Annotated in this window: 20 protein-coding genes; 6 read left to right on the forward strand and 14 right to left on the reverse strand. The window is 44.3% G+C overall.

Annotated elements, in window-relative coordinates; translation table 11 throughout:
* Positions 1–35: 35 nt before the first annotated feature.
* From tsf to rplM, 4 genes are all read right to left on the reverse strand, one after another.
* Positions 36–860 carry a translation elongation factor Ts gene (tsf, locus tag AAAH86_RS09985; protein ID WP_343487450.1) on the reverse strand — a complete coding sequence of 275 codons (825 nt, stop codon included), beginning with the start codon at positions 858–860 and terminating at the stop codon, positions 36–38.
* A 66-nt stretch (positions 861–926) separates the two neighbouring features.
* Complete coding sequence (rpsB, locus tag AAAH86_RS09990) at positions 927–2,114, reverse strand: 30S ribosomal protein S2 (RefSeq protein ID WP_343487451.1); 1,188 nt, start codon at positions 2,112–2,114, stop codon at positions 927–929.
* Positions 2,115–2,341: 227 nt separating this feature from the next.
* A complete protein-coding gene (rpsI, locus tag AAAH86_RS09995; protein WP_343487452.1) occupies positions 2,342–2,728 on the reverse strand; it encodes a 30S ribosomal protein S9 in 387 nt (128 codons plus the stop codon).
* Positions 2,728–3,183, reverse strand: coding sequence for a 50S ribosomal protein L13 (rplM, locus tag AAAH86_RS10000; RefSeq protein WP_343487454.1), 456 nt, complete (start codon positions 3,181–3,183; stop codon positions 2,728–2,730). The genes rpsI and rplM overlap by 1 nt, the downstream gene beginning before the upstream one ends.
* Positions 3,184–3,433: 250 nt before the next feature.
* On the opposite strand from rplM, the gene AAAH86_RS10005 reads away from it, so the two are divergent.
* Both AAAH86_RS10005 and AAAH86_RS10010 read left to right on the forward strand, forming a co-directional pair.
* Positions 3,434–6,100, forward strand: coding sequence for a DUF5916 domain-containing protein (locus AAAH86_RS10005; RefSeq protein WP_343487455.1), 2,667 nt, complete (start codon positions 3,434–3,436; stop codon positions 6,098–6,100).
* Between the two features lie 57 nt (positions 6,101–6,157).
* Positions 6,158–6,658, forward strand: coding sequence for a lipocalin family protein (locus AAAH86_RS10010; RefSeq protein WP_343487456.1), 501 nt, complete (start codon positions 6,158–6,160; stop codon positions 6,656–6,658).
* 37 nt (positions 6,659–6,695) lie between these two features.
* Here AAAH86_RS10010 and hisC read toward each other — a convergent pair whose 3' ends face one another.
* From hisC to hppD, 5 genes are all read right to left on the reverse strand, one after another.
* Entirely contained in the window at positions 6,696–7,796 is a 1,101-nt protein-coding gene (hisC, locus tag AAAH86_RS10015; protein WP_343487458.1) for a histidinol-phosphate transaminase, read from the reverse strand.
* On the reverse strand, positions 7,796–8,662 hold the full coding sequence (locus tag AAAH86_RS10020; RefSeq protein ID WP_343487459.1) for a flavin reductase family protein: 867 nt from the start codon (positions 8,660–8,662) through the stop codon (positions 7,796–7,798). Before AAAH86_RS10020 ends, hisC begins: the two co-directional genes overlap by 1 nt.
* Positions 8,663–8,754: 92 nt before the next feature.
* Positions 8,755–9,975, reverse strand: a complete 1,221-nt coding sequence (gene fahA / locus AAAH86_RS10025) for a fumarylacetoacetase (RefSeq protein WP_343487460.1) — start codon at positions 9,973–9,975, stop codon at positions 8,755–8,757.
* 103 nt (positions 9,976–10,078) lie between these two features.
* Positions 10,079–11,236 carry a homogentisate 1,2-dioxygenase gene (locus AAAH86_RS10030; RefSeq protein WP_343487462.1) on the reverse strand — a complete coding sequence of 386 codons (1,158 nt, stop codon included), beginning with the start codon at positions 11,234–11,236 and terminating at the stop codon, positions 10,079–10,081.
* Between the two features lie 78 nt (positions 11,237–11,314).
* Positions 11,315–12,448: a 4-hydroxyphenylpyruvate dioxygenase gene (gene hppD / locus AAAH86_RS10035; RefSeq protein ID WP_343487463.1), complete on the reverse strand. Its 1,134-nt coding sequence runs from the start codon at positions 12,446–12,448 to the stop codon at positions 11,315–11,317.
* Between the two features lie 178 nt (positions 12,449–12,626).
* Here hppD and AAAH86_RS10040 point away from each other — a divergent pair, with 178 nt between their 5' ends.
* Positions 12,627–13,076, forward strand: a complete 450-nt coding sequence (locus tag AAAH86_RS10040; RefSeq protein ID WP_343487464.1) for a MarR family transcriptional regulator — start codon at positions 12,627–12,629, stop codon at positions 13,074–13,076.
* 178 nt (positions 13,077–13,254) lie between these two features.
* Positions 13,255–14,088 (forward strand): formylglycine-generating enzyme family protein, encoded by an 834-nt coding sequence (locus AAAH86_RS10045; RefSeq protein WP_343487465.1) that lies wholly within the window; start codon positions 13,255–13,257, stop codon positions 14,086–14,088.
* 16 nt (positions 14,089–14,104) lie between these two features.
* Here AAAH86_RS10045 and AAAH86_RS10050 read toward each other — a convergent pair whose 3' ends face one another.
* Complete coding sequence (locus AAAH86_RS10050; protein ID WP_343487466.1) at positions 14,105–14,581, reverse strand: nuclear transport factor 2 family protein; 477 nt, start codon at positions 14,579–14,581, stop codon at positions 14,105–14,107.
* Between the two features lie 182 nt (positions 14,582–14,763).
* Here AAAH86_RS10050 and AAAH86_RS10055 point away from each other — a divergent pair, with 182 nt between their 5' ends.
* Both AAAH86_RS10055 and AAAH86_RS10060 read left to right on the forward strand, forming a co-directional pair.
* The gene (locus tag AAAH86_RS10055; protein WP_343487467.1) at positions 14,764–15,327 is read left to right on the forward strand and encodes a hypothetical protein; all 564 of its coding nucleotides are present in this window, start codon (positions 14,764–14,766) and stop codon (positions 15,325–15,327) included.
* Positions 15,328–15,471: 144 nt separating this feature from the next.
* Positions 15,472–17,358, forward strand: a complete 1,887-nt coding sequence (locus AAAH86_RS10060) for a CocE/NonD family hydrolase (protein WP_343487468.1) — start codon at positions 15,472–15,474, stop codon at positions 17,356–17,358.
* Positions 17,359–17,395: 37 nt separating this feature from the next.
* On the opposite strand, the gene bla is transcribed toward AAAH86_RS10060, so the two are convergent.
* The 4 genes from bla to AAAH86_RS10080 form a co-directional block, all read right to left on the reverse strand.
* Positions 17,396–18,127 carry a subclass B1 metallo-beta-lactamase gene (bla, locus tag AAAH86_RS10065; RefSeq protein ID WP_343487469.1) on the reverse strand — a complete coding sequence of 244 codons (732 nt, stop codon included), beginning with the start codon at positions 18,125–18,127 and terminating at the stop codon, positions 17,396–17,398.
* A 95-nt stretch (positions 18,128–18,222) separates the two neighbouring features.
* The gene (locus tag AAAH86_RS10070; protein WP_343487470.1) at positions 18,223–19,752 is read right to left on the reverse strand and encodes an arylsulfatase; all 1,530 of its coding nucleotides are present in this window, start codon (positions 19,750–19,752) and stop codon (positions 18,223–18,225) included.
* Positions 19,753–19,767: 15 nt separating this feature from the next.
* Positions 19,768–22,602: a DNA polymerase I gene (gene polA / locus AAAH86_RS10075; protein ID WP_343487471.1), complete on the reverse strand. Its 2,835-nt coding sequence runs from the start codon at positions 22,600–22,602 to the stop codon at positions 19,768–19,770.
* A gap of 195 nt (positions 22,603–22,797) precedes the next feature.
* The gene (locus tag AAAH86_RS10080; protein WP_343487472.1) at positions 22,798–23,778 is read right to left on the reverse strand and encodes a N(4)-(beta-N-acetylglucosaminyl)-L-asparaginase; all 981 of its coding nucleotides are present in this window, start codon (positions 23,776–23,778) and stop codon (positions 22,798–22,800) included.
* Between the last annotated feature and the right edge of the window lie 109 nt (positions 23,779–23,887).

The raw sequence follows: 23,887 nt of genomic DNA on the forward strand, positions 1-23,887 counted from the left end.
TATGGTCGGGGCTTTTTTATATATCCAAATATGAGTTAACCCAAAGCGACGCGCTGAAAACCAGTGACTTCCAAATTAGAGTCTACTGACTTCACGTATTGCGCAACACTTTGCTTACTGTCTTTGATAAAAGCTTGGTTCACCAAGGTGTTGTCTTTGAAGAAGCGCTTCAACTTGCCTTTGGCGATGTTATCCAACATGGCTTCGGGCTTGCCCTCTTGACGCAATTGATCTTTGGCAATTTCGATTTCCTTATCGATAACGCTCTGGTCAACACCCTCTTCATTCAATGCGACAGGATTCATCGCAGCGGCTTGCATGGCCACATCTTTTGCAGCCTCTGCAGCACCGTCGACAGCTGCTGAAAGACCGACCAAGGTGGCAATCTTATTACCTGCGTGAATATATGAGCCAACAAACGGTGCACTCAATGTCTCGAAGCTTCCGATTTCGATTTTCTCGCCTATGACACCAGTCTGTTCGGTCAGTTTTTCGGCTACGGTCATACCATTGTAACCGGCTTGCAAGAATGCATCTTTGTTGTCATGGCCGAGGGCCAAATCGGCCAATTCTTTGGCCAAGGTCACGAAAGATTCGTTTTTGGCAACAAAGTCTGTCTCACAATTCAGAGAGATAATGACACCTTCTGTATTGTCATCATTGACTTTGGCAATGGCAGCTCCTTCAGAAGAATCTCTGTCTGCCCTTTTTGCAGCAACTTTCTGCCCCTTTTTGCGTAGAATCTCAATGGCTTTGTCAAAATCACCATCAGCTTCTACCAATGCCTTTTTACAGTCCATCATTCCTGCGCCGGTGGCCTTTCTTAATTTATTTACATCTGCGGCTGTTATGTTTGCCATGATTTGAGTTTTTATTGTCTTTCCCGCGAAAGCGGGAATCTGTATTGTTTATGATTCAGTTAATTTTTATTCAACCCCACCTTTGGCCTTGTCTTGCCAATCCTTTAGCTCATCCCACTTGTCATCAGCGGCCATTTTAGCCTGTTTTGGCCAAGAGGTCGGATCCAAATGTGCCATTCTTGAACTTGCCTCAGTCAAAATTTCTTTGATGGCATCAGGCTTTGCTTTTGAAAGCTCTCTATAAGTTCCCACACCAGCTTTGACCAATGCTTCTGCAGCTTTAGGGCCGATACCTTCAATTTTGGTCAGGTCGTCTGCCTTTTCAGTTTTCTTGGGCTTTTCGGTTTTTGGTGCTTCCTTTTTAGGGGCTGCTTCTTTTTTGGCTTTTGACTTTTCTTCTTTTTTTGGTTCTTCTTTCTGAACCTCTTCTTCTGATTCAGCTAATGAAAGGCTTTCACTTTCTTCGGCAACCGGTTCTCCATCTTCATCACCAATGACCATTGCAGTGGTTTTAGAAGTATCCACTATTTCTTCTTCTTCAGTACTTTCTTGCTGTTTTTCATTTCTGCGTTCGGCCAAACCTTCTCCCACGGCATCGGTCACCGAAGCCATGATGACTTCGATTGATTTACCGGCATCGTCATTCGATGGTATCACAAAATCAATGTCTCTTGGATCAGAATTGGTATCGACCATCGCAAAGATTGGGATGTTCAATTTTTGGGCCTCTTTTACCGCGATGTGCTCACGCATGGTATCGACAATAAAAATAGCACCTGGCAAACGTGTCATATCGGCTATGGAGCCCAAGTTCTTTTCGAGTTTTGCACGAAGACGATCAACCTGTAGGCGTTCTTTTTTGGAAAGGGTGTCAAACGTACCGTCTTTTTTCATACGGTCGATGGATGCCATCTTTTTGACCGCCTTTCGAATGGTCACAAAGTTGGTCAACATACCACCTGGCCATCTTTCGGTGATGTAGGGCATGTTCACTTTTGAAACCTTATCGGCAACAATGTCTTTGGCTTGTTTCTTTGTGGCGACGAAAAGTATTTTTCGCCCTGATGCGGCAATTTTTTTAAGGGCCTCGTTGGCCTCTTCTAATTTTGCCGCGGTTTTGTAAAGATTGATAACGTGAATTCCGTTGCGCTCCATATAAATGTAGGGAGCCATGTTCGGATTCCATTTTCTGGTCAGGTGACCAAAATGTACGCCTGCCTCAAGCAGGTCTTTGATTTCTGTTCTAATTGCCATTTTTCGTATTTAGTTTACGTTCCGTTGAGATAGCAATGGTCAGGTGGTCATCACATTCTGCGAATCGCCCTGGCCATTTAGATGCTAAACTAATATCCAAAAGAGCCGATTTTTTTGCTCTTTGGAGCAACGACAACTGGGTTATAAATGAATCCTGATACTGTTCTGCACCAGGATTTTCAATGAACTTAAATATATAGTGATGCGATAAAACGCATCGAAAATGCTTAACGCTTAGAGAACTGGAATTTCTTACGGGCTTTCTTTTGACCGTATTTCTTACGCTCAACCATTCTTGGGTCACGTGTCAACAAACCTTCTGGTTTTAGAACACCTCTGTGCTCTTCGTCGATTTCACAAAGGGCCCTTGACAATGCCAAACGAACCGCTTCGGCCTGGCCTGTAATACCGCCGCCATACACGTTGACACTGACATCATAGTTTCCTTCATTCTCGGTCAAAGCAAAAGGCTGTTTCACCTTGTACTGTAACGTACCCGTGGTGAAATAATCTTCCAATTTTCTTTTGTTAACCGTAATGTTGCCTTTTCCTTCAGAGAGATATACTCGGGCCACCGCGGTTTTTCTTCGTCCGATTTTGTGAACTACTTCCATTATTTGTAGTCGTTTAAGTTAATAGCTTTTGGCTTTTGGGCCTCCTGGTCGTGCTCAGTGCCGACATAAACCTTTAGATTTCTGAAAAGCTCGGCTCCCAGACGATTTTTTGGCAACATGCCTTTGACTGATTTTTCGATCAATCGCTCAGGATGTTTGTCCAACAATTCCTTGGCGGTCGTAGAACGTTGTCCACCAGGATATCCCGTATATCTCAGGTAAACTTTGTCATTCCATTTATTGCCGCTCAACTGTATTTTTTCAGCATTGATGACAATCACATTGTCACCACAATCTACATGTGGTGTAAAATTGGGCTTGTGCTTACCACGAAGTATTTTCGCCACTTTAGACGCCAATCTGCCCAAGGTCTGGCCTTTGGCATCAACCAATAACCACTCTTTGTTGACCGTGGCCTTATTGGCAGAAATTGTCTTATAACTTAATGTATCCACTTCTCTTGAATTAACAGGTTTGTAAACCATTCCCGTTTAACGGGCTGCAAATGTACGATTATTACATAAAATTACAAACGACTGATTCGTAATATTTTTTTGGTTTTTTTGCTGCCAGCAATCCACTTCAAAAAAACATACTGGTTTTCTAAAAATCATGTTAAAAAATGGAAATATGTTCTGCTTGACTGTAACTATTTGAGAAATGTCGGGTCTTTACTGTGCATCAATCAAGGCCAGCTAATTCAACATGAGAACGACCACCATCCTTACTCTTTTTTTATCTCAATTTATTGTTTTTGTCAACGCCCAAGAATCAAAAGAGCCAAAACCGGCTCCTGAATTTATTCCAAAAAAAATCTACTCCACCTTACAGGTCAACGGTCAAGAACCCCCTATTATGGATGGTAAATTGAACGACCCGGTTTGGGACATCGTTGATTGGGCCGGTGATTACATAGAAAATCGACCAGATGAGAACACCCCACCAAGCTATCAGACCAGATTTAAAATTGTTTACGACAGCAAATACCTCTATATAGGTGTGCGATGCTTTGATGCCGAACCCGAAAATATTGTCAGGAGGATGTCTCGGCGTGATGGTTTTGATGGCGACTGGGTCGAATTCAATATTGACAGTTACCATGACAAGCGAACCGCCTTTTCGTTTACGGTCACTGCGGCAGGGGTGAAAGGAGACGAGCTGGTCTCAGAAAATGGCAATAATTGGGACGATAGTTGGAATCCCATTTGGTACACCAAAACCAATATCGATGATGATGGATGGACGGCAGAGCTGAAGATTCCGTTCAGTCAAATAAAATTCAGCAAAGAAGAAAACCCTGTTTGGGGGCTGCAATCCACACGGCGTTTCTTTAGGGAAGAAGAACGTTCGCTTTGGCAGCGCGTACCCTTGGATGCCCCAGGTTGGGTCAGTGAATTTGGCGAACTGCATGGATTGAAAAACATTGAACCGCAAAAACAGCTTGAAATACAGCCTTATACGGTAGCCAGCGGCGAAACCTATGAGGCCGAAGAGGGCAATCCGTTTCGGGATGGCAATGAAACAGATTTGAATGTGGGCTTGGATGCCAAAATCGGCATCACCAATGACCTGACCTTAGATTTGACCGTAAATCCTGATTTTGGACAGGTTGAGGCTGATCCTTCTGCCATTGCGTTGGATGGTTTTCAGATTTTCTTTAGGGAACAGCGCCCTTTCTTCGTTGAGAACAACAACATCTTTGACTTTCGGCTTTCTCAATCACAGGCGGGCAACACGTTTGGGTCAGATAACATTTTTTACAGCCGACGCATAGGTAGAAATCCACAAGGGTCTCCCGATACTGAAGATGGCGAGTTTGTCGACATCCCCGAAAACACACAAATCATCGGAGCTGCAAAGTTCAGTGGAAAGACGCAAGATGGTTGGGCAATCGGGGTGTTAGAGAGTGTGACCGCACGAAAATTCGCCACGGTAGACAACAATGGCGAACGGCGTAAAGAAGTGGTCGAACCCTTGACGAACTATTTTGTGGGCAGGTTACAAAAAGACTTCAATGATCGAAACTCGTATATCGGTGGAATTTTTACAGCGGTGAATCGTGATTTTCTGACCGAAAACATCAGTTTTCTGCACCGTCAAGCCTACACTGGCGGGTTTGATTTTAAACACCAATGGAACAATCGCGATTGGTACGTGGGGGGCAATATTAATTGGAGCCATGTTCGCGGCAGCGAAGAGGCGATACAGAATACCCAGGAATCCATCACCCACTTGTTTCAAAGGGTCGATGCTGACCACGTGAATGTAGATGAAGATAAAACCTCTCTGACGGGCACCGGCGGTAATTTACAACTGGGCAAGGTGGGCGATGGCCACTTTATGTTCGAAACAGGGGGTACATGGCGTTCACCAGAATTGGAGTTGAACGATATTGGTTTTCAACGTGAATCTGATGATATTAGGCATTATACCTGGGTGGGCTACCGAACCCTGAAACCAGATAGCACGTTTAGAAGGGTGGGTATCAATTACAACCATTGGAGTGCGTGGGATTTTGGGGGCAACCATAACTATTTACAGTTCAACACCAATAGCTGGCAAAACTGGAAAAACAACTGGTTCTCAAATCTTGGGTTCAACTATGCCCCAATTCAGTATTCAAACTTCGCTTTGAGAGGCGGGCCACGGCTGCGAAGGTCCCCGTGGATGAGTTTTTGGAACGGAATCAGAACAGACAACCGAAAAAAATTACGTTTCAATGTATTCCATAACGGACGAAAGGCACTTGACAACTCTATCAGGTCATACTACATAGAGGCAGGATTCACTTACCAACCTATAGACGCCCTACGAGTTTCTGCCTTTCCATCATTCAATATCAATCTTGATAGATTACAGTTCATTGACAATATTGATACCGATGATGGTGTACGGTATTTGAATGGTGAAATAGATCAGCGTACCATAAGTATGTCTTTCCGTCTCAACTATAATATCAATCCAAACTTGACGATACAATATTGGGGCCAACCGTTTATATCAAGGGGTAGGTATTCTAACTTTAAGCATGTGACAGATGCCACCGCAAAGCAGTTTGAAGACCGATTTTTACAATATGATGCCAATCAAGTGGTGTTGGCAGATGATGATTACAGTGTAGATGAAGATTTGGATGGGACTACGGATTTCACGTTCGGCAACCCTGATTTCTCTTTTGTGCAATTTCGTTCCAATCTGGTGATTCGGTGGGAGTACATACCCGGCTCTGAAATCTTCTTGGTGTGGTCGCAAGATGTATCACGTTCCGGAGACCCCACTGCCGGATTGTTCGATAGTTTGAATGACAACATTTTCGGGCAGACCCCCCAGAACATCTTTTTGTTGAAAGCGACCTACCGATTCGTTTTTTGATGCATTTACACTATAAATCACAATTCTTCGTTTAGGGTACACACCCCAAAAATCAACATGATGAAAAATAATTGGATTTTAGCCGCTGTTTTTTCAGCAATACTGTTCTCGTGTTCAAGTGACAGTGACGACAACGATGGCGAAATGTTGGATTCAAACACGCTGGTGGGAACATGGGAAATGACCGAAGTAAGGTTTGCCGACAGCAACAACACAAGCTTGAACCTAGTATTGGAAATTGCCAATAACCTGATTGAAGAAGATTGTGACATATTAACACTAACTTTTAATTCAGATGGAACAGCGGTTTCAGAAAGTAAATTGAACAACTTTGATGTTGGTGCAGTAGGCACTGGCCTTTCCGTTCCTTGTCCTGAAAGTACTGACTCAGAAACCACTACTTGGGATTTGGAAGGAAATCAACTGACCTTTATTGATAGTGATATGATGGAGGAAACCATTACCGTTGATTTAAATGGCGACACACTCATTGTTGATGGTGTCGACTTTGATGAAAATAATTTAGAAGGCACGGAAATTATATTCACCAGACAGTAAAAGTTTTATAAGAATTTTTTGAAAGGGCCCATTGAATTCAATGGGCCTTTATTTTTTTGAGCGCATTAACCAACGCTTCATTGGCTTCTTGGTCACCGATGGTAATGCGTACCTTTCCTGGAGCGCCAAATTGCGAAACAGGCCTGACCATAATGCCCTCTTGCATGAGCTTATCGGTAAATTCCATTTCAGGTAAAGGTGGGTCAATGATGAAAAAGTTTGCTTGACTGGGCCAATACTTGATTCCGAGCGCAGCGAAGGAATCTGATAAATACTGCCTTCCCTCTCGCACGGTCTTGACCGTCTTTTCAACAAACAGTTTATCATTCAACGCGCCAATGGCCGCTTCGATAGAGGTGAGCGGTAACAAGAATGGCTTGTGAATGAGTCTGAGGTAGTTTGCAATCTTTGCCGTGGTATAGCAATAGCCAATACGTTGGCCTGCAAGCCCATACGTTTTTGAAAAACTGTTCAATCCCAAAATATTGTAGCCCTGTTTCACATAGGGAAGGGCCGTGACATAATCTTCTGCATCTGCAAAATGGCGGTAGACTTCGTCGAAGACTACCAAAATGTTTTTTGGGATACGTTCTAGAAAATCCTCTAAAACAGCTTTCGGAATATAGGTTCCCGTTGGGTTGTTGGGGCTGGTAAGAAATACAATTTTGGTCTTTGCGGTAATGGCACTTAAAATTTCCTCGGCATCCAAAGCGTAATCGGGTTCCAACAGTCGAACATCAACTTGCTTGGCACCGTACCATCTCGAAAAAACGGAATAGGGCAAAAAACAGGGATTTGAAAAAATGACCTCATCGCCATCATTGATGAAAGCCCTCAAAATCATATCGATGATTTCAGAGCCGCTGTTGCCCGTGATGAATTGGTCAGCGCCTAATTGATTGTCAAAGTCATTGGCAAGGGCTTCCCGTAAACGGATATCGGTCTGGTCAGGATAGATATCGATCAGATCGATGGCTTTTTTCATGCCCTCAAGGGCTTTCGGCGAAGCCCCCAATGGGTTTTCATTAGAGGATAGCTTGTAGATTTTTTTTGTGGAAGCGGGAATGTTCTTTCCACCTTTATAGACCTCTTTTGGTTCGAGATGAGGTTTGAAAATTGATTCGATTCCGTTTTTCATCAATCCAATTGTTCTGAGTACAACAATAAGGCCAGTGCTTTTTCAGTGTCACCGGCATCCAAGATTTCTTTGGCTCTTTCGTGTAAAAATTCTTTTGAATCGGTATCGAACAATAGTCCAGCGGTTTCAACTTCCTTAGGTGATGGCAGTTTTTCCACATTCCCTAAACGCCCCAGATTATTTCCTGTTAAGATTTCGCTTTCGCGGATGCCCTCAGGAAGCGCATCGACCCCGATACCTTTGGTCCGAATCGGCTTCGGAATTTCAAAAAGTGCTTCACCATTGGCGCGTACATACCAACTACCGCCCATTCTTCCTACCAAATCCAATTTTTTGGTGTCCAACTGTCCGTCGATGAGGTAGTTTTCATTGATATGGATGAGTTCCACTTTGGCCAAAATCAGGTTGCCCGCCCCAGGCAGTTCTGCCAACTCGATGACCTCTTGTACGATGCACTCAAACGAAACTGGGGCTTCACCCACTCTTGGCGGCCTGACTTTTTCGCTGGGCACTTGGGTAAAACCAGCTTTGATAAATTCATTCATCCCTTTGTCATACGCCGTGCTCGAAAGTGACATTTGCTCTACGATGTCGTGGTTCACGATGTTGATGACGACCTCAGGAACTTCCTTGACATTTTGATGGGAATGTTTTGTGCTGTTATCGCGCCCACTTCGTGCTGGTGAAAAAATCATGATAGGAGGATTCGAACTGAACACATTGAAAAAACTAAACGGACTCAGATTTACATTCCCTTCTTTATCAACAGTGCTGGCAAAGCAAATGGGCCGGGGTGCCACAGCTGACAACAAATAGCTGTGCAGCTCGGGTTGGGATATGTCGTTTGGGTTGATGGTTTTTATCATAACTTTTCTGTCATGTCGAGCGCAGTCGAGACACAAGAAAAGTTTGGGTTGCCATTTCGACTGCGCTCAATGTGACATCCCAAACTTTACAATTATTTAGCTGGCAACACTTTGGTGCTTACTTCACCAAAACCTACACGTTGTCCGTCTTTTTCGGCATAGCCACGCATCGTCACTGTATCGCCATCGTTAATGAATTTTCGTTCTGTACCATCCTTCATTTTTAAAGGCTTGGTGCCCATCCATGCCAATTCGAGCATTGAGCCATACGAATCTTCACTTTTTCCTGAAATGGTGCCTGAGGCCATCATATCACCCACATTGATGTTACAGCCATTTACGGTGTGGTGCGCCAATTGTTGGGCCATATTCCAGTACATATATTTGAAATTACTGTGGCAAACAGTAGTTTCTTTACTGCCTTCAGGGGTTATGCCCACTTCAAGATTGATGTCATAGTTCTTTTCTCCTTCATATTGCAGATACGGAAGCACTTCTGGAGTTTGTTCCGGTCCTTCCACCCGAAAAGGTTCCAAAGCTTCCAAGGTGACAATCCATGGTGAGATGGAAGAGGCAAAATTCTTTGCAAGAAATGGACCCAGTGGCACGTACTCCCATTTTTGGATGTCACGGGCCGACCAGTCGTTAAACAGTACTAATCCGAAGATATAGTCCTCAGCTTCGGCGGTTGAGACCGATTCACTCAAATGAGTGTTCCTTCCAGTGATAAAGCCCATTTCCAACTCAAAATCCAATCGCTGTGATGGGCCAAAAACCGGTGTGTCACTATCATTGGGTTTGGTCTGCCCCTTAGGTCTATGAATCGCCTCGCCGCTTACTATGATTGAACTGGCCCTACCGTGATAGCCCACGGGAATATGCTTCCAGTTGGGCAACAGTGCATTGTTCGGGTCGCGGAACATGGTGCCCACATTGGTGGCATGCTCGATGCTCGAATAAAAGTCGGTATAGTCACCGACATAGACCGGCATGTGCATCTGTGCTTCTGATTGCTTGACGAACAATTCAGGGTTGTTCGCCAAAACCGAGTTGTCGTCTTGAAGCCAATGTTGGATATTTTTACGCACTTTTTTAGTGATATCCTTCCCCAAAGAAATGAAATCGTTGAGCGCTTCTTTTTCAAAAACCGCGGTGTTGAAATCAAAAACATCAAGCTCAGCTACTGCAGCGAGGTCTAAAATATGCTCACCTATGGCAACACCAGCACGTGGACTTCTATCTTTGGTCGAAAATATTCCAAAGGGAATGTTATGGATTGAAAAATCTGAGTTTTCGGGTATGTCTATAATCATATTAGTTTAGATATGAGATTTGAGACATTAGATATTAGACTTATTGTCGAAAGGTTAGAACTTGTTGTCTCACGTCTAAAATCTAACATCTAAGGTCTATTTTTTACTCCAACCAAGACTTATAATACTTGCCATCATCAATCTTAAGCGCATTTTCAGTGACTTGCAATGGTTTGAACGTATCGATCATCACGGCCAGCTCTTCGGTGGCTTTTTTACCAATGCTTGCCTCATACGTGCCAGGATGCGGCCCATGCGGAATACCCGCAGGATGCAGTGAAATGTAACCCGGACCAATGCCCGTACGACTCATAAAATCGCCATCAACATAGTACAACACTTCGTCAGAGTCAATGTTTGAGTGGTTGTAAGGAGCGGGTATCGCTTTCGGGTGATAGTCGTACAATCTTGGGCAGAACGAGCAGACCACAAAAGCTCCCGTTTCAAATGTCTGGTGCACCGGTGGCGGTTGGTGCACACGGCCTGTAATGGGCTCAAAATTGTGGATGGAGAATCCGTACGGAAAGTTGTAACCATCCCACCCTACAACATCAAAGGGATGTGTGGCGTATGTTAGGTTATGCAACATGCCCTGTTTTTTGATTTTTATCAAAAACTCGCCTTTTTCATCGATGGCTTCCAAATCTTGTGGCAATTTATAGTCGCGTTCACAGAAAGGGGAATGCTCCAACAATTGCCCAAACCAATTTCGGTAGCGTTTTGGGGTATAGATGGGGTGGAACGATTCTGCATACAAAATCCGGTTGTCCTCCGAATTGAACTCAATTTGATAGATCATTCCGCGGGGAATGATGAGGTAATCACCATACTCAAAAGGAATATTGCCCAAAAAGGTCTTCAGCGTGCCCGAGCCTTTGTGGATGAAAAGCATCTCATCGGCATCCGAATTTTTGTAGAAATAGTCGGTCAGCGACTTTTTTGGTGCTGCCAACCCGATATGTACATCATTGTTCACCAAAAGGGGTTCCCGGGCTTCCAAAAAATCGTCTTTTGGTTTCACGTCAAAACCAATCAATTTTCTAGAGGTGATGTTTTTTTCCACCGCAATTTTCGGGCTCACATCCAAAGGCCTCCCAATTTCCTTTACCTGGGTGGGGCGGTGAATGTGGTACAACAACGATGACATGCCGTCAAAACCGATGGTGCCGAACAATTGCTCATAGTAAAGGCTGCCATCCGGCTTTTCAAATTGGGTGTGCCGCTTCTGCGGAATTTTTCCTAATCTGTGATATATGGGCATTTCTTTTTGAGTTTAGAGTTCAGAATTTAGAGTTTAGAGTTGCATTTCATAACTCAGCACTCATAACTCATAACTAAATTAATGCAAAGTGCCTCGAAGCTCCTGCTCGCGTTCAATCGCTTCAAAGAGTGCCTTAAAGTTACCTTTTCCGAACGATTGTGCACCCTTTCTTTGAATGATTTCAAAGAACATGGTCGGTCTTGGCTCTACGGGGCGGGTAAAAATCTGCAGCAGATAACCCTCGTCATCACGGTCGACCAAGATGCCAAGCTCACGAAGTGGAGCAATATCCTCATCAATTTCACCCACTCTATCGGTCACCGCTTCGTAATAAGTGTCGGGCACACGCAAAAATTCAACGCCACGGCTGCGCAAATCACGAACCGTTTTGATGATGTCGTCAGTAGCGACGGCGATGTGCTGCACCCCCTCGCCCTCATAAAAATCGAGGTACTCTTCAACCTGGGATTTTTTCTTACCCTCAGCCGGTTCGTTGATAGGGAATTTGATTCTACCGTTGCCGTTGCTCATTACCTTGCTCATCAGAGCCGTGTATTCGGTAGAGATATCGTTGTCGTCAAAAGATAGAATGTTGACAAAGCCCATGACTTTTTCGTAGAAAGAGACCCATTCGTTCATGCGGTTCCAACCTACATTGCCCACCATGTGGTCCACATATTTGAGTCCTGTAGGGGCAGGATTGTAATCAGGTGTTTCCCATTTTACATAACCCGGTAAGAAGATGCCCTCGTAATCTTTACGTTCTACAAAAATGTGTACGGTCTCGCCGTAGGTGTGAATTCCCGACCGTACTACTTTACCGTGGTCATCCTTTTCAACCTTAGGCTCCATATATGATTTGGCACCATTGGCCACAGCCGTCTCATAGGCATACGTGGCATTATCGACCCAAAGGGCGACGACCTTGACACCATCACCATGGTTGTCAATGTGCTTTCCGATGTCGGTGCCGCTTTTTAGGGGAGAGGTGAGCACCAAACGAATTTTATCTTGCACCACCACATAGCTTTCGCGGTCTTTGAGTCCGGTTTCCAGTCCGGCATAGGCATACGATTGAAATCCAAATGCGGTCTTGTAAAAGTGTGCAGCCTGCTTTGAATTGCCAACATACAGTTCAATATAATCGGTGCCATTGATGGGCATGAAGTCTTTGGCTTCATTGTGAATTTTGGGTATGGCTGTTGTCTCCATGAAATGATATGTTTTTGAGATTTAATCCAATTTTGTTGTTGATGCAACAAAAATAAGTATTTTTGGAATGCGAAAACGGTTTCGAATTAAAATTTTAGGTTAAAATTCTAGCTCCTGTTTCGTGCTTGAAACAAAATCTCAATAGTTATGGATTCCCGCCTACGCGGGAATGAGAAAAATGCTCAATCAAATAGACGAAATACAGGGAATCGGGTTGCATTTGGATTTGGTGCTTCGAAAAATCCAAGAGGCATATCTTCGAAAGTTTGAAGAACTAGGTGTTGATATGACCATTGAGCAATGGGTCATTCTGTACCGCATTTATCAGTTGGGCGATGAAGCCTCGCAATCAGATATTGTAAAATCAAATTTTCGCAATCGAGCAACAACATCACGCGTGATCGGCGGCCTCGAGCGTAAGGGGTGGATTGCCAAAACTAGGTTCGAAGGAGATTTGAAACGTTTCAAGTTAGAATTGACCCCTCAAGGACAAAAAATCATAGCCATCATTGAACCCCATGCCAACATACTACGTGAGCAGGCGGTCATGGGTTTGGATACTTTGGAATTCAATATCTTTCTGAAAGTTTTAGATCAGATTGGCGAGAATTATGAAGCTTACGAATAACACAGCCCTTTTTCTTTTATCCTTCACATTTTGCTTGTTCAGCGGTTGTAAAAAACAACCGAAGCCAGTTGAAAAAATAGTCCAGATAGTTGCCAATAAACCTTTGAGTGCCCATTGGACCTACTTGCAGGAAATATCAAAACTTCCCCAGAAAGAATACGATAACAAAACTGCGGGCATGGCAAAGATTGAGGGTGGCAGTTTTATGATGGGCGGTGTCTCAGAGCAGGCGAGGCCCGATGAACTCCCCAGGCACAGTGAAACGGTGCACACTTTTTGGATGGACGCCACCGAAGTGACCAATGCCCAGTTTCAAGAGTTTATTGATGCCACAGGATATGTGACGACCGCCGAAAGGAAAATTGAATTGGAAGGAAAAAGTTACCCTCCCGGAGCTTTGATTTTTGATAAAACGAATCCGCAGCTCTGGTGGAAATTCAAAGAAGGCGCCAATTGGAAGCATCCGTATGGGCCTGAAAGCTCCATTGAGGTTAAAGCGAACCACCCCGTGGTTCAAGTATCGTGGTACGATGCGATGGCCTATGCCCATTGGATGGGAAAGCGTTTGCCCACCGAAGTCGAATGGGAGTATGCTGCCAGTGCGGACCAGAATGCCATTTATCCATGGGGAAATGATTTTTCCGTTGCTACCAATCATGCCAATTTTCATCAAGGTACTTTTCCTATGGAAAACATCGCACAAGACGGATTTGAAAAAACTGCGTCAGTGGGTTCCTTCCCACCCAATGCAAACGGACTTTCAGATATGGCCGGCAATGTGTGGGAGTGGTGCCTTGACACTTATCACCCCAATGCGTATGAAATGCCTGATAAGCGTCAGAACGGTTATTTTGCCAACTACGTGAACCCCAAGCAGCAAAAAGTGATCCGAGGCGGTTCTTTTTTATGCAGTGAAAGCTATTGTACGGGCTACCGAGCCGCTGCTCGAATGAGTTCTACGCCAGATACGGGTTTGGAGCATACCGGTTTTCGGTTGGTGTATGTGCAATAGCCACCATATTCGATTATCATTCTATTTTTCCATCGTGAAATCCAGCTCGTTTCCATACGCCGCTATTATAGACCCACAGGTTGGTGATACGGTATTGGTTTTCTTTGACACCTAGACTGTCCTTTGTTGATACAAACACCTTGCCCGTGATAACAGCGGTAGTGCCGTGATGCTCTATTTTTGTATCCTGCAATTGATACTCCAAGACTTCAACAGTTCCTGATTTTATGTTTTTGTCACGTTTTTTGAGATAATTGAACCAATCTGCTTTTCCAATCACTTTCGAACTGCTGTTGGTGTGCAAATAATTGTCCGTTACCATAGAATCCAATGTTGCCAAATCGCTTTCAGCAAACGCTTTGTTGAACGTATCCAATGCCGATAACAACTCTTGTTGTTTTTGGTCAGTATCCTGAATTTTGGATTGGTTTTGCTGACAACCAGAAAGCAGGATAAACAGTAAGCACACAGCAACATTTCGGAAAAATTTCATGACTATTCGTTTTATTGATTTACAAGGTTTAAAATTAGGGTCTAAAACTTTGATTTGTAAATTTTTATCCCAAAAAATACTTAAAAACCCTACTTTGAGACAATACAGCATAGAAATTGGATAATTGTATTGATTTTCCTGTCAGAAGAGCATCGCATCTTTGCACCGTATAATTTAATATTATGAAAAAGACAAGATTTTATCCGACAGTATGGCAAGCGATGACATTTCCATCCGGTGTAGTAGGGCAATGGGATAATAGTGGCAGACGTATCAAAGAAATGATTCTTAAAAACGATATGGCCACCGAACTTGGGATTTCTGAAATGGAATTAAACCTTATAAAAATCACTGCTTTTGACGAAGCGGGCAACGAACACCATATTTTAGATTTTCCGGGTCAAAACCCGTTACCTATCAGAGGTTGGGCCTCTGGGCATTTTTTGAGATCACGTAGTGTGGTCAATCTGCCAGAAGGCTCGTATGCTACCCTACGTTTTTATTTGGGGGGCAAAAACAACCGTTTTACCTATAGCGATGGGGTGACCGAAGCTGCCAATGAGTTCGATCATTTGGATTTTACCATTGAAAACGGCTTGACCGTTGAAGGTAACGAAGCTGCTGAAGTGAAGTTGTGGTTTGACTTTGCCCCCTACAAATTGAGCAAGCGTTTTAAAGGCTTGACCGATTTGTTCAAAGGAACCCAAAAGCCAAGACCTCGTTTGGCCAACAGCTTTGGAAACTAAAAAAGAAAACAATAATTCTTGAAAAGAAGGGCACCGATTTCGGTGCCTTTTTTATTTCTCTAATTTCTACCATGAATTTTAATATCTGTACTGAAGCAGATTTTTAGTACCTTGAAACTATACCGTAATCAAATTCTGGCACTTATGATGACTCAAGGCAAACTTTCAACGATTCTTTTTTTCATGATGTTCAGTACCATTTGTGTATCCGCACAAGATGATATCTTCGAAAAGCTGGCGGAAATTGCTGTGATTGACCAAAAGGTGATGATGCCGATGCGAGATGGTATACGCCTAGCGACGGACATCTATCGACCCAAGGGTGATGGCAAATACCCAATAATATTTTCGCGCACTCCTTATAACTTCAACTCATGGGGCGATGGCGAAAAGCAAACACGCACGGCAGAAAGGGCGTATGAAGTGGTAAAAAGGGGCTATGCTTATGTGGTACAGAATGAAAGGGGACGCTATTTTTCTGAAGGGGAATGGGACATTCTTGGCACACCGTTGACCGATGGTTATGATGCTTTTAGTTGGATGAAGGACCAACCATGGTCCAATGGTAAAATAGGAACGCTTGGTTGTTCGTCCACTGCAGAATGGCAAATGGCCGTAGCTGCCTTGGACCATCCATCACATGCCGCTATGGTCCCCCAAGGTTATGGGGCCGGTGTCGGTCGTGTGGGCGATTATTACGAACAGGGCAATTGGTACCGGGGCGGAGCGGAACAGCTATTGTTCTTTTCATGGCTCTACGGGGTTGAGCATGACAAGTTCAAACCTCGAATTCCCAAAGAGGCCACCCAAGAAGACTTGATTCGAATATCACGATTTTATGATTTGGCCCCTGAAAATCCCGAGGTAGACTGGAAAGAGAAGTTTTATCACCTACCCGTTCAAGATATTCTACAGAACGTCCATGGCAAACGGGATATTTTTGACAAGATGGTGCGCCGCCACCCCAACCATGAGGATTGGTACAAGGGAGGGCTCTATCACGATGACATGGATTTTGGTGTGCCCAGCTTTTGGTTCGCTTCTTGGTACGACGTTTCCATCAGCCCGAACATCGCCTTGTTCAACCACGTGCGGAACAATGCCAAAGATGCAGAGGTGCGTGAGAACCAATATTTGGTCATTGCCCCCGTGCTGCATTGCAGGTATACCCGAGCCACCGAAAACACCATGGTTGGTGAACGTAGTGTAGGCGATGCACGACTCAACTATGATGAGCAGATATATAGTTGGTTTGACCTTTGGCTAAATGGCAAAGAAAATGATTTTAAGCAAAAAACACCTCGGGTACAATACTATACCATGGGGAGCAATGTTTGGCAATCTTCTGAAACATGGCCACCTGCGAATGCGGTAATGACGAGTTACTATCTGAGCAGTGGGGGCAACGCCAACAGTCTTTTCGGTGATGGAAAGCTGACCGCTGAAAAGTCTGAGGCTGCAGAAAGCTATGATGCCTTTACCTACGACCCCATGAACCCCGTGCCCTCATACGGTGGCAATGTATGTTGTATGGGCAACGCGGTTGAAGGCGGTGCTTTTGACCAAAGTGCCATAGAAACACGCCATGATATTTTGGTGTATACCACCGAACCGTTGGAAGAGGGTGTCGAGGTCTCTGGTTTCATCGAATCCACACTTTATGTTTCCTCTGATGTAAAGGATACCGATTTTACCATCAAGCTGATAGATGTGCATCCCGATGGTAGTGCCTATAATCTTGACGAGACCATACAACGGGTACGCTATCGTGAAGGTTATGACAAGGAGGTATTTATGGAGGAAGGGGAAGTGTATCGAATTGATTTGACACCGATGGCCACAAGTAACTATTTCAAAAAGGGCCACCGCATCAGGGTTGAAATATCCAGCAGTAATTTTCCCCGTTTTTCACGGAACCTGAACACAGGCGGAAAAAACTATGATGAAACGAAAGCTGTAGTGGCGCACAATAAGGTGCACCATTCTTCAAAATATCCCTCCGAAATTCGTTTGCCGATTGTGAAAAGGTAATGTGTAGGCTATAATTGGGGATTTGTCTAAGTGTAACTTAATGCTTGGTGAAAAGTTCAATGGTATAATCCAGTAATTCCTTTCCGCCGGCATCACCATGACCAGGAATAACAATCTCCATTTCAGGAAAGGTAGTTTTTACTTTTTTGACCGTATTGGGCCAAGCATCAACATTGGCATCTCCGATAAAACCTTCGGGAGCATTTATCGCTTTTACCAAACAACCCCCGAACAACACTTTTTCCTTGGAAAAGTAACCTACAATATTATCATAGGTATGACCCTGCCCTAAAAAACGTAGTTGTACCACGGCTTCTCCGACGTTCAAATCTCTGGATTCTTCGAAACCTACTTCTGGGAGGGTATATTTTTTTTCATCAATAAACTCAAGAGTCAATTGATTGGCGTAAGAAGGGATATTCAAATCATGAAAGGCATCCAGCCCTCCGATACAGTCATCGTGAAAATGTGTGGCCACGACTCCTATAATCTTACAATTGAGTTGTTCCTCTACCCAAGCAATCAGTTTTTTGGAATCTTCGTTGCTTACTGGACTATCTAAAACCAAGGCTTCATCGCTATTTTTTATTATAAGTCCGTTGCAGGCTACTTTACCAAAGCTTTCAGTTTCCAGAAATGAGATGTGCTGATAGGTGTTCTGGGTGAGTTGTTTTATTTGGATTTGACCAGTTTCCCAGTGTGTCAATGATTTTTGTGAGCTACAACTTGTGAGTATGAAACACAATAAAATGAAGATTTTGGCTCTCATGAAATTGATTTTAATGCGCCTCCAACCAATTTTCGCCTGTACCAACATCTACATTCAGCGGCACAGCCACTTTATAAATGTTTTCCCTTTCAGTTTTAGTCATCTCCCAATTCTTTAAAATGAAATTTGGAGTTAGAAGCAGGTGTATGTTCCTGTTTCATAATGGCTTCCATTTTCGTAACTATTTTAGGATGGGCATCTGATACATCCAGAGATTCCTTTATATCAGCGTCCAAGTCGTACAATTCAAGGTTCATATTTCCCTCAAAAATATTTTTTCGAACCGCTTTCCATTTGCCCATTCTCATGGCCTGTTGCCCTTTGTAACTGGGAAACTCCCAATACAGAAACTCATGTTCAAGTTGTAGCTTTCCCAATAAAGTAGGCATAAAACTTAGTCCATCCATGGCATTGGGTTTTTCAATGCCCACCACATCACAAATGGTGGGAAGTACGTCATAAAAAATGGAAGTATGGTCCGTTGTAGTTCCCGCTTTGATGTAATCGGGCCAACTTGCAATCATGGGCACTCGAATACCCCCTTCATAAACGAAACCTTTGGTTCTTCCATGGCCATTTTCGAAGGGTGCAGAACTATTGAAAAAATCAAAATCGACCCCACCTGTGTAAGTAGGCCCATTGTCGCTTGAGAAGATGATCAATGTATTTTCATAGAGCCCCAATGTCTTTAACTTGGCTACCAATTCGCCCAACTGTTGGTCGAGGTAGGTAATCATTGCGGCATAGGTTGCTCGGGGATATTTATTGGGAAAATAGCCTTTATCTCCATAGTAAGGCTCTTCCTCCCCAAATACTTTTCTGTATTGCTCCACTAATTCTGATGGGGCTTGCAAAGGCAAGTGGGGAAGGGGCGAGGCATAATAGAGAAAAAAAGGTTCTTCTCTATGGGTTTCAATAAACGAAAGGGCCTTTTCGTGTATTAAAGTTGGCGCATAATCTTTCTGGATAAAGCGTTCAAAAAATCCATCCTTTTTTTGAATTGAAAGGCTGTCCCATTTTTGATGGGGAGCCATCAGTTCGTTGTTTAATATGACTTTTGATTCGTTATGCCAAAGATGGGTCGGATAGAGGTTGTGCGCTTGGCGTTGACAATTGTACCCGTAAAATTCATCAAAGCCCTGTTGGTTCGGCGCTCCCTCGGTATGGGGTGCGCCAAGCCCCCATTTGCCAAATATGCCCGTGGCGTACCCTTTGGTTTTTAGGAGTTCGGCCAAGGTCTCAGTTTCTTCGGGAATGGGTCGTTGTCCTTCCAAAGAAGAATCTTTGAACATGGCTTCGTAGTCCCATACATCACCCCGCTCTTTCCATTCATCGTTGCCTCGAATGTAGGCATGGCCTGCGTGTTTTCCGGTGAGCAACATGTAGCGTGCTGGGGCACACACGGGAGCACCCGAATAGTGCTGGGTAAATCGCATACCCGATGCCGCCAAAGCATCAATATTTGGAGTCTTGATTTTCTCTTGGCCATAAACCCCTATCTCGCCATAGCCCAAATCATCGGCCAAAAAATAAATGATATTTGGACTTTTTTGTTGGGAAAATGAAGTAGTGGCAACACAAAGAACTAGTAAGAAAGAACCCCAATATTGAACACTCTGCTTCATATACTAAAAACTATTTTAATGCGCCTCCAACCAGTTTTCACCAATGCCTACTTCAACATCTAAGGGTACTGCAAGTTTGTAGGCATTTTCCATTTCGGTTTTGATAAGGGATTTCACTTCTTCAAGTTCGGGCTTGTAGGCATCGAATACCAATTCATCATGTACCTGCAGCAGCATTTTTGTCTTGTAATTGCCTTCGGAAAGTTTTTTGTGGATGTTGATCATCGCTATTTTGATGATGTCGGCCGCACTGCCTTGAATCGGGGCGTTCACCGCATTGCGTTCTGCTGCACCGCGCACCACTTGGTTGCCGGCATTGATATCCTTTAAATAGCGACGCCTGCCCAAAACCGTCTGTACGTAGCCGTGGTCGCGGGCAAAATCAATTTGATCGCTGATATAATTCCGCAGTTTCGGATAGGTTTTGTAATACGTCTCAATCAATTCTTTGGCTTCCGTTCGACTGAGGTCGGTCTGATTGCTCAACCCAAAGGCAGAAACCCCATAAATGATTCCGAAATTCACTGTTTTGGCATTGCTACGCTGCTCACGGGTCACTTCGTCGATGGGCACATTGAATACTTTTGATGCTGTGGACGCATGAATATCCTCCCCATTTTTAAAGGCCGAGATCATGGTATCTTCCTCGCTCAGGGCGGCAATAATACGGAGCTCGATTTGTGAATAATCCGCAGCCAACAACATGTAGTTTTCATCACGTGGAATAAACGCTTTGCGCACTTGCCGACCCCGTTCGGTACGGATGGGAATGTTCTGAAGATTTGGGTTGTTACTGCTCAAGCGCCCTGTTGCGGCCACGGTCTGCATATAATCGGTATGTACCCGCCCCGTACTTTTTTGCACCTGTTCGGGCAGCGCATCCACATAGGTGCTTTTCAACTTGGTAAGACCACGGTAATCCAACACATTTTGAATGATTTCATGGTCTTTGGCAAGATAGGAAAGTACATCTTCTGAAGTGGAATATTGCCCCGTTTTGGTCTTTTTGGGCTTATCGACCAGTTTCATCTTATCGAACAAAATCTCACCCAATTGTTTTGGAGAGCCAATATTGAATTCCTGCCCTGCCTTTTCGTAAATGTGCTGTTCCAGATTTTTGATGTCCGCTTCGAGCGTGGTCGAGAGGTCTTTTAAAAATGCTTCGTCAAGGTTGATACCCTCGCTTTCCATATCGGCCAAGACCCTCAGCAAAGGCACCTCTATGTCTTGAAAAAGTTTCTCGGTCTTTGCCTCGGCAAGTTCAGGCCGAAAATGTGTGGCCAGTTGAAAGGTGACATCGGCATCCTCTACGCCATATTCGGTCTGTTTGTCCAACGGAACATCGCGCATGCTCAATTGGTTTTTTCCCTTTTTGCCGATGAGTTCGGTGATGGAAACGGGCGTGTAGTTCAGGTAGGTCTCCGAGAGCACATCCATATTGTGCCGCATATCAGGATTGATGAGATAGTGCGCCAGCATGGTATCGAACAATTTTCCCTTGACCTCTACATGGTATCGTTGCATGACCTTGATGTCATATTTCAGGTTTTGACCCACTTTTTCGATGGACTCAGATTCAAAAAAAGGACGTAGTTTTTCAATCAGCACGGTTACTTTTTCTTTTTCTTCAGGAAATGGCACATAAAACCCTTTGCCTGCGCCCCAACTGAACGCAATACCGACGAGTTCGGCTTCCAACGGATTGATGGAAGTGGTCTCCGTATCAAAACAGACCGAAGGTTGTTTCATCAGGTTTTCCAAAAACAATTCCATGCCCAGACCATTCTGAACCATCTGATAAAAATGGGAGATATCGGCAATCGTTTGTCGGCTGTTAATGTCTTTGATGGTTGCAGGTGCCTCAGAAGGGTCTCCACCGAACAAGGTAAATTGGCCACTACCGGCCGCTTTGGCCTCTTGTTTGGCCGTTGGTGTGCTAGTAACCTGAGTGGTGGCTTCTGCTTCTCCAGAAAATATTTTGATGAACTGCTCTTTGAGTCTCCTGAATTCCAATTCCTCGAAAATTTCCTGGACAGCCTGGGCATCAGGGGGACACATTTTGTAATCCTCGGCACTGAAAGTAACGTCGCAGTCGGTTTTTATTTCGGCCAAGGTGCGTGACAAACGGCCGAGTTCAGCATTTTCTTCAACCTTTTCCTTCATTTTGCCCTTGAGCTGGTCGGTGTTGTCCAGAAGCCCTTCCATAGAGCCAAATTGCTCCAAGAATTTTTTAGCGGTTTTATCGCCGACCCCGGGCAGGCCAGGAATGTTATCGCTCGCATCACCCATCATGCCCAGATAATCAATGACCTGTTCTGGGCGTTCGACCCCAAAACGTTTCTGCACCTCGGGGATGCCCCAGATTTCGATGCTATTGCCCATTCGAGCCGGGCGGTACATGAAAATATTCTCAGAGACGAGTTGCCCGAAGTCCTTGTCTGGGGTCACCATAAAAACCTTATAATTTTCTTTTTCGGCCTGTTTGGCGATGGTGCCGATAAGGTCATCGGCCTCGTAGCCCTCCAACTCCACAATCGGAATTTTCATCGCCTGTAATATTTTTTGAATGTAGGGCACCGCAATTTGGATGGCCTCAGGGGTTTCATCACGATTGGCCTTATAGTCTTCAAAGATTTCGGTACGCTCAACACTGCCGCCCTTGTCAAAGGCCACGGCCAAATGGTCGGGCTGTTCGCGTTTGATGACATCGAAAAGCGAGTTCATAAACCCCATGATGGCCGAGGTGTCCATGCCCTTTGAGTTGATTCTCGGATTTTTGATGAGCGCATAGTAGCCCCTAAAAATCAAGGCGTAGGCATCTAAAAGAAAAAGGCGTTTTTGGTCAGACATTTTTTGAAAGTTAGAAGTACAAAATAAGAAGTACGAAATCCTAAAAGTACAAAGTTTTAGTAGATGAATTATCCCTTGAGGATGTCATCCTGAATGTGTAATGTTGAGCGTGTTACACTGAGCGGAGTCGAAGTGCAGTCTAAGGGTTAGGGGTGTCAAAACATTTTCTTCACCTACCCTTCAAAGCTGAAATCCTCACAAGAAACTCTCCGATTCAATATTTCTGTGCCCCTCTTCGGAATACACCCGATATGAAAACCCGGAATGGATGCAGTACCCACCCGTTTCCCCATTTTTGTTGATGGCAATGTAACCTACTTGAAAGCTTTTGTGGTTGGGATTGCTTTTCACAATACGAGCGACAGCCTCCTCACAAGCTTCCTGTGGTGAACGCCCTTGCCGCATCAATTCCACCACCAAAAAACTCCCTACTGTTTTTACGACTTCTTCGCCTTGTCCCGTTGCGGCAGCTCCACCCACTTCATTGTCCACAAAAAGTCCTGACCCAATAATAGGAGAATCCCCGACGCGCCCCGCCATTTTGTAGGCCATGCCACTGGTGGTGCAAGCTCCGGAAATGTTTCCTTCAGAATCAATGGCAACCATGCCAATGGTGTCATGGTTCTCAATATTGATGACGGGCTGGTATTTGGATTCCTTTTTCCATTCCTCCCATTCCAATCGTGATTTTTCCGTCAGTAAATTTTCCTTTGGAAAGCCTTGTTCATAGGCGAACTGTTCTGCGCCAATTCCCGCCAACATCACATGGGGGGTATCTTCCATTACTTTGCGTGCCACCGAAACCGCATGGGTCACATTTTGCAGATAAACGACCGCTCCACAATTTCCTTTTGAATCCATAATGCAGGCGTCCAAAGTAACATTGCCGTCACGGTCTGGACGACCTCCTTTCCCTACAGATTGGTTGTTGGTGTCGGCCTCTTCCATTTTTACCCCTTCTTCAACAGCGTCCAAAGCAGTTCCTCCCTTTTCCAACACTTCCCAAGCTTTGTTTGTAGCATTGGGCACGTTCCAAGTAGCGATGACTATAGGTTTGACGTTTTCATACGTCGTAGTTGCCGATGATGTTGCTTCTTGGCACGAGGCCAATACGGGGGCAGAAATCAGCCCTGCTGTTGACAAGCTTGAATTTTTTAAGAACTTGCGTCTTTTCATGGAATCAAATTTTGATTGAATATACCAATTTGTATGCTATACTTCTATCTTTGGATTCCCGCTGTCACACTGAGCGCCGTCGAAGTGCAAGCGGGAATCACAAAAAGGA

Source organism: Allomuricauda sp. d1, assembly GCF_039592695.1.
Taxonomy (GTDB): Bacteria; Bacteroidota; Bacteroidia; order Flavobacteriales; family Flavobacteriaceae; genus Flagellimonas_A.